The following is a 19,938-nucleotide window of genomic DNA, read 5'->3' as shown; positions in this document are numbered from 1 at the left end:
GTAAAAATAAAGGAGCGGGACAGAAATCTCATTGTTCTCACAAGATTTCATCGTCCCACTCCCTTCTATATTGATTTATTTATGATTTTCTAAAATATGTTAATAATTTAATCAAGACAGGCTCAGTATCATAATTTTTGAAGCCTCTTGGAACTTCAATTGTAGCATCAACAATATCATTATTGTCATTAAACCGATAAGTAACTTGATTAACGTTTGATTTACGATCAAAAATCACAGCCTCAGATGGCCAACTTCTTATTTCACCTGTTGTTGATTGTAATGTACGGCCAGTAATTGTTTCAAGTTCTTGTCCTAATTCTAATAGTGTCAGCTTTTGACCTTCAATCAACACGAAATTTTCTTCATGCACGGTGACATCCCTCTTTTCAAATAATCATTAGTAATTTATTCCCTATAATCATTTAAGATAAACGCATGCTATATATTCAATTCGAATGATTTCACTTTTTCTGAAGCATGATCATATGAACGTGTTTTACTAACGCCGCCTTGAATATCGAATGTTGCTTTTTTATCTTTTATAGATTGATACATTTCTGTTGAAATCGGTATAGATTTCAAACTCTTTGTCTGTTCTTTAGGTTGATATTCATCAATATTCTCTTTTGATTTTTTCATATATTTTTCATTATGAGAATCTGGAATAAAAGATGCATAATCTGAACGTTGATTCCGGTCTCCGTTTTTAATAGATGCAGCATTATCATAATAAAGTTTTTGTTCTGTAGTATTTTCTGTCATCACTTCATAAATAATAACATATCCATCTTTAGCTCCGTTGAATAATAATACCTGACCTTCTGGCATATTATTTACTTGGAATATTTGCAAATGGTCAACATCTACTTTCATCCCACTATCTTCAAAGTGAAAATTTTGATCTTGTAAATCATTCACTAATTCAACATCTCCGTTAGTAGATGTACGGATAGTATTCGGGAACGTTTTTTCATCATTTTTGCTTTTCTTACTAGAAGTCTGTTTAGCTTTATCTTCTTTTGAATCCTTTGATTCATCATCAGATTTTTCATTATCTGAACTGTTGTCTTTTTCTCCTAGTTCATCTTCAATCTTTTTTAATTTTTCTTCTTTTTCTTTAATGTTTTCTTTTAATTTATCATTTTCTTTTTTTAATTTCTCTTTGTCTTTTTTATAATCACTAGATGATTGTTCCAATGATTTAATTTCTTTTTCTAAATCTTCCTGCTCGTTATCTTTACCACAAGCAGCTAAAATAACTGTTGTCATCACCATTAGTAAAAATGCCTTCTTCATAGGTGCCGCCTCCTATACATATTCTTAAATATTTTACCATACTAATGGTGAGCTATCTATTGATAACAGGTTAGATACTGTTACCTAATACAATCATTTCATCGTAATTGACAGATTCTCTCAATTTAATAGCAAGAGCACGTGTTATTTTCTCATCCTCAATTAATTCATTAATCATTTCTCTTTGAATTCTTAAAGCATATATTTCCATTTCTGTATAAATAGCAGTGTGATTACTCACGAAATTATCAGGCGTTAGTCTTTCAACTTTGTTTAAGTAAGAATCACATACAATACTAATTTCAAATTCGTTTTCTTCATTCATTTCTTTAGATAATCTTTTTACAATTTGGAAATGAACTTCTCGTGTAATATATCTCATTTCTCTTAAGTTTGCTTCTATTGATAATGAACTTGTCGCGTTAATATATGTTTTAATTTTTCTACGACGAACAAATAATTTCATCATCAATTTAACTTTTGTAACAAGTGATGCATTTTTAAATGTAGATGATCTCTCTGTAATTTGAGTGTAATTATCAAATGTGTTTTGCGATATTTTGTCATTCTTTATTAAATTATCTAAAGTTCGAAACTCTGTATCTATTGCGATTCGTTGAAGTCGCTCTAATTCTTTTAAGTCTTCATCTTCTTCATTGCTAGCTTTTAAAAATGATAATTGCATATGATAACTTCGGGTGATTTTACCATATACATAGCTTGTTTCTTTACTATAAAATTCTTGTAATTTTATTAACGCACGTTCAATTAACAATACTTTTGCTTCGTTAAATGTAAGCTGACTTTGTTCTTTAACTTTAGCTTTTGGCGTAATAAGCGGTAGAACAACTTGAGCTAGCACTAAGCTGATTAAGATAACACCTGTAGCTATGAATAATAAATTATCTCTATATATAAAATCTGTATGTTCTGATAATTTATAAGGCAACATCAATGCGATTGCTAATGAAATAGTACCGTGAACGCCACAAATAGTCATAATAAAAGCATATTTAAAACGATTTGGTTTATCGGCTTCTGTTTGAGGTTCAATATCCTTACCACTCGTTAACATTTTTGAAAATCTGCTTTCTGGTAAATAGAAATATGGATATGAAAATAGTACCCAAATGTATCTAAACGAGTATACAAGCACAGTCACAAATAACGTCATACCGATAACATGTAATATTTCCTGATTAGATTCTTTTAAAATATTAATCAGTACTTCTGGTATTAAAAATCCTAATAAAATGAATACAAAACCATTTAATAAGTAACTCAATAATTCCCAAGTGTGGTTGTAAGTAACTTGTTCTTTCGTAGTTGCTTGAGCTATTCTATCTTTTTCAACGCCATGTATTAAACCTGCAACAACTGCTGCAATAATACCTGATGAATGAAAAGTTTCAGCTATAATATAAACTAAAAACGGGGTTATAACCTGAATAAAAGTTAACATGTTACCATTATTAATACCGTTTTTCGTTAAATAAACACGTAATTGTACTCGCCCATAACCAAGTATAAGCCCAACAATTGCGCCTCCAAATGCTGTTAAGAAAAATTGACCTACTGCTCCTGTAAGTGAGAATGAACCGCCTACTAATGCAGCTAATGCGATTTTGAATGATAAAATTCCCGCCGCATCATTTAATAGTGATTCACCTTCTAATATTGTCATAGAACCTTTTGGTAACATTTTCCCTTTAGCTATTGCTTGAACAGCTACTGCATCAGTTGGAGAAACAATTGCACCAATTGCAAAACATGCCGCTAGTGGTAATTCTGGCCAAACTAAATGTATTAAAAATCCAATACCTAAAACTGTTGAAAATACAAGTACCATAGCCATAGACATAACCGGCTTTAAATACCTGGCTAAATGTACACGTGATACTGATATACCTTCTAAGAATAATAAAGGCGCTATTATCCCCATCATAAACACTTCAGATTCAAAATCTAATGCCACAGGTATCGGAGATAAAAATATAACAAAACCTATAACAATTTGAATGAAACTTAAAGGTATTTTAGAAATATAATGGTAAATTATTGAACTGAGGATAATTCCCATGATGAACCATAAAAAACCTTCAAATATTGCCATCAAATACCTCCCTTCTTAACTAAAATAAATGTTTCCTCATGATGTATTTTTCCGTTTCATACCCCATTGATTCATTGATATGCAACATACTTTTATTTTGGGCATGAACTGTAGAAACGATTGATGATGCACCTTTATCGATTGCCCACGTTTCTAATTTTTTCTTTAATTTCGCTGCTATCTTATTGTTTCTATAAGATTCACTAACAAATAGATTATAAACTTTAACTTCATTATCCTTATTATCAAATTTAGCCCATATAAATCCAATACATTTTTGATTATCTAATGCACCGAAAACAACGCTTTCCTCATATGCTAAAGAACGTTTAATCGCTTCAAACTCTAAAGATTCAGCAACTTTAGTACTCTGATCTTCCCTTTTAAAGTACGCAGCCGCCATCTGACTTATCTCATACAACGTGCTTTCGTCACGTATTTTTTTAAATTCAATCATTTTTATCACCTGCCTAGTTATTTTCTATTAAAAGTTTAACTGCTAGTATAAAAATAACGACAAACATTATTGCTTTTAATTTTTTTTCGGGTAGTGAAACCGTTAGTCTCCCACCTATAAAACCGCCTATCCCACAACCTAATGCTAAACTTATAGCAAATGGCCAATTGACGTATCCTTGAAAAATAAATACAAATGTAGATAATGATAAGTAAATGGTAATAATTAAAGTCTTCATACATTGAACTTCCGCATAATTTAAGCGTGGTATTAATAAATTAAGTGCGATAATAAATAAAAATCCAACTGCAGCTTGAACCATTCCACCATAAATACCAAGTGCAAGGAAAACTAAAACAAGCATGACTTTTCTAAAAGAGGATAATTTTTCAGATTGATTATGACCATCTTTCCATTTCGTAGGCATAATCATAATTATTAAGACAAGAAGCATAATGATGCCTAACATTCGATTAAAAACATCGTCTGGAAGGCTTATAGCGTAATGAACACCAATAAAAGAGCCTATAATGGCAGGAATACTTAAAATAATACTTAATTTAACGTTTTTCATGCCTTTTATATAAAATACATATAAGCCCATTATATTTTGTACTAGAATAGCAACCCTGTTTGAGGCGTTAGCAACAGTGGTTGGTAATCCGAAGAAAATCAATAAAGGTAAAACAATTAGAGAACCGCCTGCTGATACAATATTAATAGTACCAGCAAAAATACCAACTAAAAAAATGATAAATAACGTCAAAATCTCCAATATTACACCACCAGTCATTATTAATGATAGCGAAAAATTTATCATCTGTAAAAAGTATAAACCTGATATTAATAATGTTTTTATTACAAAATACTTGTTAGAATATAATTAATGAATAAAGAAAGGAAAACGCTGATGAAAAAATCAACACGTGACCTTATTATTGAGAACAACGTAAAACGGTTAAGATTGAATTCACACGATAAAGAAGTTTACGAAAACTATTTAACTTATGTACGTGCAAATTTAAGTATCAATGAGCATGAATCAGAGAAGATGTTACTGGATATATTGAACCATTTGTTAAAAGCAGAAAAAGATGGCATGCTCGCGATGGAATTTTTCGACCATGATCCAAAGAAACATGCTGATAATATGATTAATAATATGCCGAATCGAACAATTCAGAATATATTTAAATTCATAGGCCTCCATATTTTAATATTGCTTGGTGTCTTTTCATTTATTAGAGGTTTTACCGGATTTTTCACTCAAATAGAATACACATATTTATATACATTTATCATCACATTTATTACCGGTTTTTCTATGATATTCTTCTTTATATGGATGATATTCAAAGTTGTACAAATTAGAATATACAGTTTATCTAACTGGACCACTATGCTTACGAACATTTTAATAGCTGGATCATTTATATTAACGATTTTGTCCTTTTATTTACCCGGCTATTACTTGCAACTTGGTCCAAAAATATATACATCTAATTGGATGTACATCATCATTTCTTTAATACTTACACCACTTGGTCTTTATATAGACCATCGTAGAAAAATTAACCAACCTGAAACAAGATAAATAAAAAAAGATTCTGAGACAATTATTCATGTCCCAGAATCTTTTAATTTTATCCCCTCTTTCAAAAGTGTACGCTTACTTATCATATTAAATAATCATCAATCCTATGTATAAAATGATAAAGCTTATAAAAGTTTCAATATTGATAATAAATACATTTGGCTTAAACCCCATTTTATGTTTAGTTATGTAATAAGTGAGTATACTGACATAATAAAAAATAAATAAACTACTTATTAATATAATGATGCCTAATAATATATTAGCATTTTGAATTACGGTAATGCCTAACAATAATAACCATATTACTTTAAATATATGTGCAATCATTTCTATAGGATCTGATGCGATTTTAAATATTTTTTCTATATACTTTTCACTAACAAGTTGCGTGTTAGACAATATATTACATATAACCTGAATAAACATCGAAAAACTAATCAGAAATATAAAGACTAAGCCGATAGTTAATGCGGCGGTATTTAATGTGCTATTTAATTTTTCATAATACATAATTGGCACTTGGCTGAAACTAAGAAATATAAGAACAAATGTAAAATGTATCGTTGTATATTTCTTTTTCTCAAGTAAAAATTTATATGTTGCAAACAGCATCAAGTATAATATCAAACCAATTAATACAATATTCAATATGTTTCTATCCCTTCCTTAAAACTTATCGTTGACGATAGCGTATAAATAATGATCTTTCCATTCACCTTTAATACGTACGTTAGCTCGGTTTAAACCTTCTCTTTTCATTCCTATTTTTTCTACCACTCTGACTGAAGCGATATTAGATGGTTGGACGCCCGCTTCAACACGATGAAATCCTAATTCTTCAAATGCGATTCTTATAACTTCTTTTGCAGCATATGTGGTATAACCTTTACCGCTATATGCTTCATCAATTGCATATCCTATCATACAACTTTGAATATTATGTCTGACCACGCTAAATAAATCAATAGTCCCTATAACCTTATCTTCGTCACTAACAATAACATAGTGATACCCTTCGTCATTTTTCATATTTTGTAATTGCTTATCAACCTTTTTTCTATAGTTATATAAACGATAATCCGAGTCTTTTTTATCTGCTGCTGAAAATGTTTCAAACAAAGTTCTATTTCTATAATCCATATTCAAAATTTCTTCTGCATCATGGATTTCAACCCTTCTAATGGCTACCATATACTCTCCCCTTCAATCACTACATTTATAATTATTATACACTTGTTAATATAAAATCTAAAAAATTAACCTATCTATTAATTATTAATATTTTGTTATTTTCTTATCTTTTTACTCAGAATTGATTGAAACTTTTGAATTATCTGATTATAATGGCAGATATAACTAAAGGAGGTTAACACAATGACTCAAGAAAATTGGAATAAAGAAACATTAGCAATTCATGGGGGTCAAGAACCAGATCCTGTTACAGGCTCAACAGCCGTTCCTATCCATCAAACGACTTCATTTACATTTAAATCTACAGAACACGCTCAAAATTTATTTGCGTTAGCTGAAGAAGGCAATATATATTCTCGTATTATGAATCCAACAAATGATGTATTCGAAAAAAGAATCGCACTTTTAGAAGGTGGTGTTGGTGCGCTAGGTGTTGGTAGTGGACAAGCTGCTATTACATTAAGTATTTTAAACATCGCTGAAAGTGGTTCTGAAATTATCGCTTCTACTAATTTATATGGTGGTACTTATAATTTATTTGCAGTTACATTCAAAAAATTAGGTATCAAAGTTAATTTTGTAAATCCCGATGATCCTGAGAACTTTAAAGCTGCAATTAATGAAAATACAAAATTAATTTTCGCCGAAACAATAGGTAACCCTCGTATAGATGTTTTGGATATAGAAGCTGTATCTAACATCGCGCACGAGAATAGCATTCCTTTAATTGTTGATAATACATTTGCTACACCACATTTATTACAACCTATAAAACACGGTGCTGATATCGTAGTTCATTCTGCAACAAAGTTCATTGGTGGACATGGTACTTCAATTGGTGGTGTTATCGTAGACAGTGGTCAATTCAATTGGGACAACGGTAAATTCCCAGGTTTAGTAGAACCCGATCCTAGTTATCACGGTGTTTCTTATGCAAGGGATGTAGGTGCTGCTGCATACATAACAAAAGCACGTGTTCAATTGTTAAGAGACTTAGGCCCTGCTTTATCGCCTTATAACGCACATCAATTTTTATTAGGTTTAGAAACATTGCACTTAAGAGTAGAACGTCATTCTGAAAACGCTCAAAAAGTAGCTGAATTTTTAGAAGCACATGACAAAGTAAGTTGGGTTAATTATCCTGGATTAAAATCTAATTCATATCATGAATTATCCAACAAATATTTACCAAAAGGACAAGGCGCTATTCTAACATTTGGTGTTAAGGGCGATGTTGATTCCATAGCTAATTTTGTAGAGTCATTACAATTATTCTCACACTTAGCTAATGTTGGAGATTCGAAATCACTAGTCATTCACCCAGCGAGTACAACACATCAACAACTCTCAGACGAAGATCAAATAGCTTCAGGAGTAACGAAAGACTTAGTACGTTTATCAATAGGTACAGAATCTGTTGATGACATCATTAATGACTTGGAAAAAGCATTAAATCAAGTTTCATAATCAATATTTAAGGGTGGGACATTAAATGATGTCTTACCCTTATTTCAATTTTGCGGTTCGATAATTTATTTTTATCGACCTGTATTTTGCATTTGCGGTTCGATAATTTATTTTTATCGACCTGTATTTTGCATTTGCGGTTCGATAATTTTATTTATCGACCTGTATTTCGTGTTTGCGGTTCGATAATTTTATTTATCGACCTGTATTTTGCATTTGCGGTTCGATAATTTCATTTTATCGAACCGCATTTACCTATCTACAAAAAACGCTGAGCTACTTAGTATGAGTTTCTTTATTATTTTTGCTAAAATTTAATTATATAAAATATTAAAGGAGTAACTTACGTATGAAGCAATCAGTGTATGATTTAACACAACAACATCGTTCTATAAGGAATTTTAAAGATGAACCATTATCAGATGAAACAGTAAAACAATTAGTAGAAGCTGGGCAAATGGCTTCAACTTCAAGCTATGTTCAAGCTTATTCAATTATAGGTATTCGTGACCCAGAAATTAAGAAAGCTTTAAAAGAAGTATCCGGACAACAACACGTAATAGACAATGGCTATTTATTTGTATTCGTCATAGATTATTATCGTCATAGCCTAATTAATGAAGAAGCAGAAGAAAATATGCAAGATAGTTTTGAATCTGCTGAAGGTTTATTGGTCGGCACAATTGATGTTGCTTTAGCTGCTGAGAATGTCGCATTAACCGCAGAAGATATGGGCTACGGCATTGTATTCTTAGGTTCTTTAAGAAATAACGTTGCACGTGTAAGCGAAATTTTAGACTTACCTGAGCATGTCTTCCCTCTATTTGGAATGGCAATCGGTGTACCTTCTGAAGATGATCAAGGTTCACCTAAACAAAGATTACCTTTTGAACATGTGTTCCATGAAAATAAATACAACGCAGATAAAGTTCAACAGTTGAATCAAATTAAAGACTACGACAAAGATATACAAACATATTATGAACAACGTACGAATGGACAACGTTCTGAATCATGGTCACAACAAATTGCTAAAATGATGAGTAAAAAATCACGCCCAGATATTTTAGAACGTTTAAATCAAAAAGGATTTATCAAAAAGTAATATAAATATTAAAAACGCCCAATCCAAAGTTTGCGGATTGAGCGTTTTATTTTGAATGCTTGTTTTTTACATTTTCTTCAATTATAAAATATTATGAAACTTGTTCTTCAATTTTTCCATCACTTAGTTTTATTACTTTATCAGCGAATTCAAAAATTCTTTCATCATGAGTAATCATAATTCCTATTGATTGATTATTTTTAACATTATCTCTAATCATTTTAACCACTTCTATTGCACGGTTAGAATCTAGACTTGCTGTTGGTTCATCAGCTAAGATTAATTTAGGTTCATTCATCCAAGCTCTCATGATAGCTACACGTTGTTTTTCTCCTCCTGATAATTCATTAGGATAAGATTTCAATCTATGTTCTAACCCTATATCTATTAATAATTTCTCAGCTCTTTTTTTAGCTTCATTCTTACTCATTCCGGCCATTTGTCCAACGTACATAAGTTGATCAGTAACGTTTAAATAAGGTATTAAATGTGACGATTGAAAAATAAATCCGATTTGATTTAATCTCATATCTGTTAATTTTTTATCTGATAAATCAACATAGCTTAAATCATCTAAAGTTATATCTCCAGAACTTTTATCTAATAAGCCACCTATAATAGATAATAATGTTGATTTTCCAGAACCTGATGCACCATTTAATACAATGAGTTCACCTTTGTTTGCTGTAAAATTAATATCATTCAATACTTGAGTTTTTGCGTCTTTTTCACCAAATGATTTTGTAACATGTTCTACTACTAATCCCATTATTATTCTCCTCCTATAGCTTCTAGTGGTTCTATTTTCATTACTTTAATAAGTGATAATACTGCACCGATTAATGAAACAACAATAAATACACCAACCATCAATAACATTAAGTTTGTATTTAAGTAGAATGGCATTGTCACTGGCATTACAGTATTTAGTCCTAAGATAATTGCAATAGCTATTGCCACACCTATTAACGTTATGATTAAAATTTGAATCATTAATGAAGAAATAAGTTGTTTGTTCTTAGTACCTATTGCTTTCAAAATACCAAACTGGCTTGTTTTTTGAATTGTCATAACATAGAAGAATGCTGTAATCACAATCGCAGAAATTACGAATAAAAATACAATCATAAGATTTAAAGGTTGTTGCTCAGCATTATAACTTGGTATTGCATCCATCAAATCAGATTGTGGAATGACTTTTACATTTTCTAAATCATTAATTTGATTTTTTTGATCACTATTTAAATTATCATAAGCGATTAAAGCAATATGATTGCCTTTCAAATCATCCATTCCCGCTTCATTCACATAAGCCATTGAAGTATGTGAATACATTAAATTATCTGCAAATCCTACAATTTTAAACGTTTGATTTTCATCAGATAATTTAATTTTGTCACCAATCTCAAATCCTTCAGCTTTTAATTTTTCATTTAATAGAACTTCGTTACCGTTACTAGGTAATTCTCCTTCTGAAGGTTTAGGCTGAATGTTATTTGTAAGTTGTGTAAACATGATATCTGCTTTACCATCATCTGTATTAATTTTTTGCATTGCAGTTCTAATCGTGTCACCTTTTGCAATGTCTTGTACTTTCGCTTCATTTTTACCCGAAATGTCAGATTGTCCTAAATTATTATCCGCATCGTTAGCAATTACATATTCACTTTTATTCCATTGTTCTACTCCAGAAACGTTCTCTTTAGCTAACCCTTGTGCTAAAGCTGAAATAAATAACACTAAAAATGCTAATAAGAATAAAATCAATGTTACAAGTAAGTATTTAAATTTGTAATACTTAAGTTCTTTTAATGCTAGTTTCATGCTTATCCGTCCTTCTCTCTTGAATTTATATATATATCATATCTTCGCAATGTGAACTGAATATGAACAAATGAGAGAAAAACAAAAAATAAATAATTAAATTAAAAATCGTCATAAATAGCTACACCTTTAGTCAATTTGTTAGTGTAGTTACACGCCTCTTGATACAATGAAGTTAAATATTACGAGGAGGACTTAAGATGATTAAATCTATATGGCAAGGCAACAAAACATTTACAGCACAATCTAAATTCGGTCATGATATCATTTCAGATGCACCAGTCGCATCCGGTGGCGATGATAACGGGCCATCTCCAGTTGAATTAATGTTAAGCGGATTAGCAGGATGTACTGGAATTGACGTGACAAACATAATGAAAGAAAGATTAGCAGATGTAACAAAATTTGAAATCACAGTAGATGATGAACGAGAAGACACTACATCCCGTGCAGTAAAAAACGTTACACTTACTTTTGATGTTGAAGGAGAAGTAGATTTAAAAAAATTAAAACGCGCAATCTCTTTAAGTGTCGAAAAATATTGCACAGTTGCACACTCACTTAAAGCATCTATAGATCCAAAATTATTCTATAATGGTACAGAAGAAGAACTTTAAATAAAAGCTTCTATATTTTACTACTCTCAAAATATAAAATAATATCGAAATCATATATTTATAAAATAAAAAATAACCATTCTAGGTAACTGTCAAAGTATTAACTAGATGGTTATTTTTTGATTATTATTACTAATTTACGCTAAATACCCTATTTAATATTCCTCAAATACGGCGCTCTCCAAATGTAAAATGTTGCATAAGAGCTCCACCTTTCCCAATCTTTATTAAGTTCTATCATAAATTCTTTAGAAGGTTTCTGTTCTAATTCTAAAATTAATTTTAAAGCATTTTGCAAACCAACATCTCCTACAGGATAAGCATTTTTTATACCTAATGATCTCATCATGACGTAGTGTGCTGTCCATGGTCCTATACCTCTTAAATCTGTTAGAGCTTTCTCTATTTCTTCTTTATCTGTTAGATTTAACAACATTTTTTTCGTTATAATTTGTGATTGAATTTTATTTGCAATATCTATAAGATATTCTGCTTTTCTACGTGAAAATTTTAGCTCCATTAATTCTTCAATTGTGACATTTGATATTTTTTCTGGTGATGGATGAATGTAATATTGTCTGCCTTTATATGGTATTGATTCACCATATTTTTCAACTAACCTTCGTTTTAATTTATAAGCAAATGATAAATTGATTTGTTGTCCTATGATTCCCCATGTAATAGCTTCGAAAAATTCTGGAATTCTAATTATTCTTAATCCATATAACTCTTCAATTAATGGTGCTAATATTTTATTATCTTTAACATCATTATAAAATGAAGATAAATCTGTTGAGAAGTCAAACCATTCTTCTATATATGAAATAAGTTTTTCTACGATTAAAGGCGTAATCAAATCTTGATTTAAAATTTCTACTTTTAAGTAATGTGGTACGTATGATACGTGTATTAATATATTAAGGTTATTTATTTTAACTGCTTTATAAATTTCTCGATCAACTACGCTAAATAAAATTTCATTTTCATTTCTTTTAAAGTATTCTAAACATTGTTCAAAATCGAAAATCTCTGGACATTCTATTCGAATTTCTTCCACTTCAACCCAGCCCCTTTTATTTAACAAATACTAAAGTTTTAAATCTTTGTTTTTAGAAAATATGTTATAATCGAAATCTATTATCAATTAGGAGAGATACATATGTCTAAAAAATTACTTGTTTTCTTAGCTACCATTTTACTGATTTTAGCTGGATGTAACAACAAAGATGACGATTCATCGAGCAACGAGACTCATAAATATAAAACAGACGAAGGTAAAACAATCAAAATTCCAAATAATCCAAAACGTGTTGTCGTATTAACAACTAACCAAGGAAACTTCCAAAAACTTGGTATAGATCCAGTCGGTGTGGATGCAGATTTTCCTAAATCTAAATTTGTAGATGATAAAGATGCTAAACGCGTAGGTTCGGAAGATATAGAAGCAGTAACGAAATTGAAACCAGATTTGATTATCACATATAATGCAAATCCTCAAATTAAAAAGTATGAAAAAATTGCACCTACAGTACCTTTCGACCATAGTAAACGTACTTTTAAAGAAGTTCACGTTGAAATAGGTAAATTGTTAGGTAAAGAAGACAAAGCTAAAGAACAAGTAAAAGAACTAGAAGATTTAATGACTAAAGAAGGAAAAGACGTAAAAGAAAAATTAGGCAAAGATAGCACAGTTTCTATAATGGAAGTCGGGCCTAAAGAATTAACGTTAATCGGAAATAACTTTGGTCGTGGTTCGGAAGTTATCTATCAAGGCTTTGGGTTTAAACACCCTAAATCAGCAGAAGAAGATATTCCTAAAGAAGGTTGGTTATCAACTTCATTAGAAAACTTTAGTAAATATTCTGGAGATTATTTATTAATCCCTACCGAAGATGGTAAAAAACCAAAATCTTCACTAATTGACGGAAGCATATGGAAAAATACTAAAGCTGTCAAAGAAGATCAAGTTTACTATTATCCAAAAAACTTGTTTATGTATTCTGACCCGATATCTATAGAAAAACAAACGAAATATTTAAAAGACATGCTTACAAGATAATAAAAATTTAAAGAGTTCGAGACATAAATCATTGTCTCGAACTCTTTCTTTGTATTGGCAGTAATGGACTGGATAATTATGTTGCACGTGGAACTCGTCTTGCAACATCTACGATTTTATTTACTAAAACAAAAAAAGGGTGGAACTACGAAATCTTTTTATCAAAATAAGATTTCTGTCCCACTCCCCAATTTTTATTGTACGCGCTCGTTTACGTAATCTTTGAAAGCTTCTACGTCGCCTTCTTCAATATCGATCATTGCTACTTTTCCTTCTGGAAATTCAATGAATAATACACCTTTGTCTTCAATCGTTACCGCTTTAATATCTTGGTAACTGAAAACTCTTCTGTATGGTTCACCATTCATATCGACACTCATTATTACGCGTTCATTTGTAGTAATATAAGCACCTTTAAATTGTGATTGTTCTCCTACTTTATAAATAATTGTACCAAGTACACTTGGTCCTAATTTTTCAGTAGGATATAATTCATTTACATCTATTTCATTTAATTTCATAATTTATACCTCCATTTTATCTTCAATACTATTGTACGAGAATACATGACCATGAAACAAATATTATGTTTACAAACTTTAATTTTCTAATTCTTTATATGCTTTTCTTCTTGAAAGTACAATCGTTACTACAAATGCAACAATTATAGCTATTGCCATACCTATAATATAGTTTAACCAACTACCTGTCGCAATTGAAATAAATCCAGGTAACCCAGCTGTACCTAAAGCAATTGCCTTTACTTTAGTCGCTGCAATATAGCACGCTCCTGCTCCTGAACCAACAATAGCTCCTATAAATGGATAACGTAGTTTCAAGTTAACACCAAACATAGCAGGTTCTGTGATACCTAATAATGCTGAAATACCAGCAGCTGATGCTACACCTTTTAATTTTTTATTCTTAACAATAAAGAAAGCTGCTAACGTTGCTGCCCCTTGAGCCACATTCGACATTGCTGCAATTGGGAAGATAAATGATCCGCCAGTTTTTGCAGTATCAGCTATCAATGTAGTTTCAATTGCAATAAAACTATGGTGCATACCAGTTATTACAATCGGACCATATAGTAGACCAAATAACAATCCTCCAATTGCTCCACCTGATTCGTACAACCAAGTTAAGCCATCAGATAATAAGTAACCACCTGAACGCGTGATTGGTCCTACTGCAGCAAAAGTGATAAATGCAGTAAAGAATATTGATAATAACGGTGTTAATAGATTATCTAATGTTGAAGGAATGACTTTTCTAAACCCTATTTCTAATTTAGCAAGAATATATGAAGCTACCAATATCGGTAAAACTTGTCCTTGGTAACCTACCATTTTAATAGATAAACCGAAAAATTCCCACGTCGGAATTTTTTCGCCTTTCGCTAAAGCTTCTGGGTACTCATAACCGTCCATTAAACTAGGATGTACCAATATCATACCTAAAGCAGCACCTAAGAAGGCATTACCTCCAAACCGTTTTGCAGCACTAAACCCGATAAGTACTGGTAAGAATACAAATGGCGCATTAGCAAACACGTTAATCATACTTGCTAAACCTGAAAATTGATCATGTACTTCTATAAAAGACTGATTATCATAAAATAAATCTTTTGCTGTTAAGATATTGTTGAGTCCCATCAATAAACCACCAGCAACTATTGCTGGAATAATTGGAACAAATATATCTGATAACATTTTCACGAATTTTTGTATTGGATTTAACTTTTTAGAAGACTGGTCTTTCACTTCTGAAGATGTTGAAGCTTCAAGTCCTGTTAATTTTTCCATTTCATTAAATACTTTATTAACTGTTCCTGAACCAATAATGATTTGATATTGTCCACCCGTTGAAAAAGTCCCTTTTACAACTTCCAGATTACTTAACTTATCTTCATCTACTTTACTTTCATCTTTTAATACTAATCTTAACCTAGTCGCACAATGTGCAATAGCATCTATGTTCTCTTTACCACCTATCGCATCAATTATGCTTTCAGCTTCCTTTTTATAATTCATTTAATTCACTCCTCTATAATGGTACCGGTTCCAAAACTTATAAAAAATAAAATATTCACTTTTGATTGTAACCGGTTCCATTCACTTTGTCAATATCCAAATAATGCATTATTTTGCATCTCCAATAACTACAAGATAAAAAAGGCACTGCTTCTTTAGTTGATTTTTTTCAACCTTGCAGTGCCTTTAATAAATTATTATTTTAGTCGTTAAGATTTATATAGCCAGCTCTTATTTTATTACCTTTTTCATCAAAAGATTCCACATATCCATCTTCTCTAACGTTGTAAGAACCTAATAATTTCCCGTTCTTATCAGTATATGAGAATCCAAAAGTATCATCTTTTTTCTCAGGTTCTTTCCAAATTGTTTTGTCAGTATCTACTTTATCAATACCTTCAAATGCTTCTACTGCATCAAAGACATTATCTCGAGTGATGACTGTATTTTCATCATTGCTTGAATTTGAGAATTCAAAGTCATCAGGATATTGCATAATATATCTTATTTCATCATCTTCATTACTGCCTTCTGTATAAACTGCTATTTGATAACCGTTATTCGGCGTTTTATTGTAAATAACGAATGAGTGTCCTTGCCCTCTTCTTAAGTCTTGTGTAGGTTCGCCATGAAAATCAACAAACTCTTTATAAGACACATTCTGATTCGGTATAATACTATATTGTTCAATTGGATTCCCTGCTCCTAAGTAATACATAACCATAAAGTTTCCATAAACATAGCCTTCTCTTCCTAAAAAGTTTCTTATATCATCTTCTTCACCATATTTTTGTTGAACTTCTTTTTTATTCATATTTTTTATTAGACCTTTGTAGCCTGTAACATGATTAGCATTCATATAATTATCGGAAAAATCTTGTGACAATATATCAATATTAGGAGTAGATTGTTTGTTGTTTTCATTATTTGTGTCATTATTCTCCGATTTATCCTCCTGTTTAGCATTATTATCTTTGGCTGGTTCGCCTATCGTAATACTACAACCAGATAAAATTATTATTGATGCAAATAAAAATGACACTTTATTTTTCATCTCGTTAAATACCTCCGAATCTTTATTAATATTTAATTTATTATTCCCATTATACCAAATAATATTCAGAAAAATTTGATAACTAGTGAATACTTTTATATAATTACCATTATTAAGAGAAAGGAGTATTATTACAATGAGTGAACGAATTTATGGCAATACACCTTGTTTTTTAGGATCACAAAATTTATCAAAGAGTAAAGATTATTCAACTGATGTATTAGTTTATGGTGTTCCATTTGAAGGCCCGTGTACTTGGGGAGACTACACAGGTTGTGAATTAGGTCCTAAGCAAATTAGGCTGTCTTCAGCAAGATACAGTGGTTATCTTCCTGAATTGGATCATATTGATGTACACGAACATTTAACAATCGGTGATGTAGGCGATGTTTCAACAGTACCTCATGACGTTGATGAAACTGTGCAAAACATAGAGAAATTTGCCGAAAATTTATGGCGTTCTGAAAAGTTTCTAGTAGGTTTAGGCGGCGATCATGGTATAACTTATCCAATTTTAAAAGCCTTAACTAACACTGGAAAACGTGTAGGTATCATCCATTTAGACGCACATTATGATAATATGCCGAATTATGAAAATGAGCAATTCGCTCGTAATACACCTTTCATGAGACTTTATGAAACTGAAGGTATTCGTAATGAAAGCCTTATTCATACAGGAATACACGGCCCAAGAAACCAGCCTGAAACAGGAAAGTTCGCTAAAGAAAATGGCGCAGTTACGATTACAATCAATGATATACGTGAAACTGACGATTTACGCAAGTTCGCTAAAGATATATATTTGCAAGCAAGTAATGATGTAGATGTTGTATATTTAACGATTTGTAGTGATGTGTTGGACTTTGCTTTTAATCCAGGAGGCCCTGTAGATGGCAATGGTTTAACAAGTTATGAATTATTAACAATGATTTATGAATTTGGAAAATTAGGTTTAGTTGGTATGGATTTTGTAGAAGTCTATCCAATGCAAGACGCTAATCAAAATTCATCTCACTTTGTATCTACAGCTGTGCTTTACGTATTAGCAGGACATATAAAACATTTAAATAAAGCTTAATGTTTTTGTAAACGAAGGGAATGGTTTAAATCGTAGAAAATAAAAGGAAAAGTAACTTTGGTATATTCGGACCAGGTATGATTATAACCGCTTCTTTCATAGGTCCTGGAACTGTTACAACGATGACTCAAGGGGGAGCAGGCTTTGGATATAGTCTGCTTTGGGCAGTCTTATTCTCTATTATCGCGACCATTGCGCTTCAAGAAATGGTTGCACGTTTAGCACTCGTTACCAATGAAGGCTTAGGTGAAGCAATCCGGGATATATTCAATCATCATTTACTAAAACTCATCACAGTATGGTTTAGTATGATAGCTGTTGCTGTTGGTTGTGCTGCATACATATCTGGAGATTTGCTAGGGACTTCTTTAGGTGCCGCCTATTTAATAGGTGTGCCTGAAAATGTTATCGCACCTATTATTGGCGTTATCATTTTATGCATAGGTTTAATTGGTAGTTACGATTTAATCGAAAAAGTCATGACTGTTCTTGTATTAGTAATGGGCATTATATTTGTTACGACAGTTATTGTTATACAGCCAGACTTTGGTGCAGTACTCAAAGGAGCATTTGTACCAAGTATACCTAATGGCTCTTTATTAACAGTTATCGCGTTAATAGGTACAACTGTCGTACCTTATAACTTCTTTATACACGCGAGTTCTATTCACGAACGATTTAACGGTATTAAAGATTTAAAGGCAGTACGTATAGATACAATCGTTGCGATAGGTTTAGGTGGTATCATATCCGCTGCAATACTGATCACAGCTGGTACATTAATTGAAGGAGATGAAGTATCAAGTCTTGTTCAACTATCTGAGCCTCTTAAGCCAATTCTCGGAGATTTCGCACCATTATTTATGAGTATCGGACTATTTTCAGCCGGGTTATCCTCAGCAATAGCCTCTCCAATGGGCGCAGCAGCAACAATAAGCAGTTGCTTACGTTGGAAAGGTGGCGTTAAAAGCAAAAAATACCGCTTCGTATTCGCTGTTGTTATATTTATCGGTATTATAACTTCAGCACTAGGATTTGAACCACTTGAAGTACTGTTACTCGCACAAGCTTTAAATGGCGTTATTTTACCAATCATTGCGATTTTAATATTTATCATTTTAAACAAGAAAAATATGATGGGAAAATTCGCAAATGGTATCGTGTTGAATATTATCGGGCTGTTTGTAGTACTTGTAGTATCATTCTTAGGTATTTACAGTCTAGTCGATGCTATTCAAAGTTTATTATAATATGGCTTATTGAATTTTTAGAGGTTGAGACATGTATTTATGTCTCAACTTCTATTTTTATTGTCATTTCTTGCAAAACCTGTCAATAATGGTGGCCTTATTGTCTTTTCTCACCAAACGTGTCAATAACGATAGCCTTATTGCCTTTTCTCAGTAGTCTTGTCAATAAGGAGTATGTTATGTTGCACGTGGAACCCGTCTTGCAACTTTCGGAGGCATTATGTTGCACGTGGATCTCATCTTGCAACTTTCGGAGGCATTATGTTGCACGTGGATCTCGTCTTGCAAATTTCGGGGGCATTATGTTGCACGTGGAACCCGTCTTGCAACTTTCGAAGGCATTATGTTGCACGAGGATCTCGTCTTGCAACTTTCGGAGGCATTATGTTGCACGTGGATCTCGTCTTGCAACTTTCGGAGGCATTATGTTGCACGTGGATCTCGTCTTGCAACTTTCGGGGGCATTATGTTGCACGTGGATCTCGTCTTGCAACATAGCTACCTTTTCATCAGTGAAAATCTGAACGAATAAACCTCCTAGAAATTGTAAAAAAAGATTGTTTTATCCCAATCAAAGTGATTTAATATAATTATAAAGCGCTTACATTAGTAACTTTACAAGAACGGAGGAATTTCAATGATTTCATCACTAGTAGTATATCTATTAACATTTATTTTATTATCCATAGTTATGTTACTCATAAATGGTTTAATAAATACCTTTAGTAAAGGAGAAAAAGGATCTAATTTTAAATCAGTACTGCTTCAAAGTTTTATCATAGCTACTTGTGTTT

At 31.6% G+C, this 19,938-nt stretch carries 20 protein-coding genes; 7 read left to right on the top strand and 13 right to left on the bottom strand.

All coding sequences use genetic code 11. The features are described 5' to 3' along the window. Positions 1-79: 79 nt before the first annotated feature. The 5 genes from LQ615_RS00630 to LQ615_RS00610 form a co-directional block, all read right to left on the bottom strand. Positions 80-373 (bottom strand): hypothetical protein, encoded by a 294-nt coding sequence (locus LQ615_RS00630; protein ID WP_182093771.1) that lies wholly within the window; start codon positions 371-373, stop codon positions 80-82. A gap of 68 nt (positions 374-441) precedes the next feature. Beyond that, positions 442-1,299 (bottom strand): SA0632 family lipoprotein, encoded by an 858-nt coding sequence (locus LQ615_RS00625; protein WP_017000981.1) that lies wholly within the window; start codon positions 1,297-1,299, stop codon positions 442-444. 70 nt (positions 1,300-1,369) lie between these two features. Beyond that, positions 1,370-3,412 carry a cation:proton antiporter gene (locus tag LQ615_RS00620; protein ID WP_239703959.1) on the bottom strand — a complete coding sequence of 681 codons (2,043 nt, stop codon included), beginning with the start codon at positions 3,410-3,412 and terminating at the stop codon, positions 1,370-1,372. 19 nt (positions 3,413-3,431) lie between these two features. Then, complete coding sequence (locus tag LQ615_RS00615; protein WP_017000983.1) at positions 3,432-3,869, bottom strand: GNAT family N-acetyltransferase; 438 nt, start codon at positions 3,867-3,869, stop codon at positions 3,432-3,434. 13 nt (positions 3,870-3,882) lie between these two features. After that, positions 3,883-4,644 (bottom strand): sulfite exporter TauE/SafE family protein, encoded by a 762-nt coding sequence (locus LQ615_RS00610; RefSeq protein WP_064204671.1) that lies wholly within the window; start codon positions 4,642-4,644, stop codon positions 3,883-3,885. A 135-nt stretch (positions 4,645-4,779) separates the two neighbouring features. Here LQ615_RS00610 and LQ615_RS00605 point away from each other — a divergent pair, with 135 nt between their 5' ends. Next, on the top strand, positions 4,780-5,463 hold the full coding sequence (locus LQ615_RS00605) for a DUF1129 family protein (RefSeq protein ID WP_064204672.1): 684 nt from the start codon (positions 4,780-4,782) through the stop codon (positions 5,461-5,463). An 87-nt stretch (positions 5,464-5,550) separates the two neighbouring features. Here LQ615_RS00605 and LQ615_RS00600 read toward each other — a convergent pair whose 3' ends face one another. Beyond that, complete coding sequence (locus LQ615_RS00600) at positions 5,551-6,114, bottom strand: hypothetical protein (protein WP_239703958.1); 564 nt, start codon at positions 6,112-6,114, stop codon at positions 5,551-5,553. A gap of 18 nt (positions 6,115-6,132) precedes the next feature. After that, the gene (locus LQ615_RS00595; RefSeq protein WP_064205362.1) at positions 6,133-6,657 is read right to left on the bottom strand and encodes a GNAT family N-acetyltransferase; all 525 of its coding nucleotides are present in this window, start codon (positions 6,655-6,657) and stop codon (positions 6,133-6,135) included. 183 nt (positions 6,658-6,840) lie between these two features. Here LQ615_RS00595 and LQ615_RS00590 point away from each other — a divergent pair, with 183 nt between their 5' ends. Then, the gene (locus tag LQ615_RS00590; RefSeq protein ID WP_239703957.1) at positions 6,841-8,124 is read left to right on the top strand and encodes a homocysteine synthase; all 1,284 of its coding nucleotides are present in this window, start codon (positions 6,841-6,843) and stop codon (positions 8,122-8,124) included. A 349-nt stretch (positions 8,125-8,473) separates the two neighbouring features. Next, positions 8,474-9,229, top strand: coding sequence for an oxygen-insensitive NADPH nitroreductase (nfsA, locus tag LQ615_RS00585; RefSeq protein WP_064205361.1), 756 nt, complete (start codon positions 8,474-8,476; stop codon positions 9,227-9,229). A 91-nt stretch (positions 9,230-9,320) separates the two neighbouring features. On the opposite strand, the gene LQ615_RS00580 is transcribed toward nfsA, so the two are convergent. Continuing rightward, a complete protein-coding gene (locus LQ615_RS00580; RefSeq protein WP_016998403.1) occupies positions 9,321-9,998 on the bottom strand; it encodes an ABC transporter ATP-binding protein in 678 nt (225 codons plus the stop codon). A gap of 2 nt (positions 9,999-10,000) precedes the next feature. After that, the gene (locus LQ615_RS00575; protein ID WP_016998404.1) at positions 10,001-11,053 is read right to left on the bottom strand and encodes an ABC transporter permease; all 1,053 of its coding nucleotides are present in this window, start codon (positions 11,051-11,053) and stop codon (positions 10,001-10,003) included. Between the two features lie 200 nt (positions 11,054-11,253). On the opposite strand from LQ615_RS00575, the gene LQ615_RS00570 reads away from it, so the two are divergent. After that, positions 11,254-11,670 (top strand): OsmC family protein, encoded by a 417-nt coding sequence (locus LQ615_RS00570; RefSeq protein WP_064205359.1) that lies wholly within the window; start codon positions 11,254-11,256, stop codon positions 11,668-11,670. Positions 11,671-11,821: 151 nt separating this feature from the next. Here the strand turns inward: LQ615_RS00570 and LQ615_RS00565 are convergent, their stop codons facing one another. Then, positions 11,822-12,727: a DNA-3-methyladenine glycosylase family protein gene (locus LQ615_RS00565; protein ID WP_239703956.1), complete on the bottom strand. Its 906-nt coding sequence runs from the start codon at positions 12,725-12,727 to the stop codon at positions 11,822-11,824. 102 nt (positions 12,728-12,829) lie between these two features. Here LQ615_RS00565 and LQ615_RS00560 point away from each other — a divergent pair, with 102 nt between their 5' ends. Then, positions 12,830-13,729 carry an ABC transporter substrate-binding protein gene (locus tag LQ615_RS00560; protein WP_239703955.1) on the top strand — a complete coding sequence of 300 codons (900 nt, stop codon included), beginning with the start codon at positions 12,830-12,832 and terminating at the stop codon, positions 13,727-13,729. Between the two features lie 194 nt (positions 13,730-13,923). On the opposite strand, the gene LQ615_RS00555 is transcribed toward LQ615_RS00560, so the two are convergent. The 3 genes from LQ615_RS00555 to LQ615_RS00545 all read right to left on the bottom strand — a co-directional run bounded on the left by LQ615_RS00555 (position 13,924) and on the right by LQ615_RS00545 (position 16,816). Continuing rightward, positions 13,924-14,250 carry a hypothetical protein gene (locus LQ615_RS00555; RefSeq protein WP_016998408.1) on the bottom strand — a complete coding sequence of 109 codons (327 nt, stop codon included), beginning with the start codon at positions 14,248-14,250 and terminating at the stop codon, positions 13,924-13,926. A 78-nt stretch (positions 14,251-14,328) separates the two neighbouring features. After that, positions 14,329-15,762 carry a sucrose-specific PTS transporter subunit IIBC gene (locus LQ615_RS00550; RefSeq protein ID WP_016998409.1) on the bottom strand — a complete coding sequence of 478 codons (1,434 nt, stop codon included), beginning with the start codon at positions 15,760-15,762 and terminating at the stop codon, positions 14,329-14,331. Positions 15,763-15,964: 202 nt separating this feature from the next. Next, positions 15,965-16,816 carry a hypothetical protein gene (locus LQ615_RS00545; RefSeq protein WP_064210836.1) on the bottom strand — a complete coding sequence of 284 codons (852 nt, stop codon included), beginning with the start codon at positions 16,814-16,816 and terminating at the stop codon, positions 15,965-15,967. A 136-nt stretch (positions 16,817-16,952) separates the two neighbouring features. Here LQ615_RS00545 and LQ615_RS00540 point away from each other — a divergent pair, with 136 nt between their 5' ends. Next, entirely contained in the window at positions 16,953-17,894 is a 942-nt protein-coding gene (locus LQ615_RS00540; RefSeq protein WP_064205356.1) for an agmatinase family protein, read from the top strand. Between the two features lie 77 nt (positions 17,895-17,971). Continuing rightward, positions 17,972-19,144, top strand: coding sequence for an Nramp family divalent metal transporter (locus LQ615_RS00535; protein ID WP_064210835.1), 1,173 nt, complete (start codon positions 17,972-17,974; stop codon positions 19,142-19,144). Positions 19,145-19,938: the final 794 nt, after the last annotated feature.

Source organism: Mammaliicoccus sp. C-M13, assembly GCF_022386845.1.
GTDB classification, from domain to species: Bacteria; Bacillota; Bacilli; order Staphylococcales; family Staphylococcaceae; genus Mammaliicoccus; species Mammaliicoccus lentus.
This window is presented reverse-complemented; position numbering and strand designations above follow the sequence as displayed.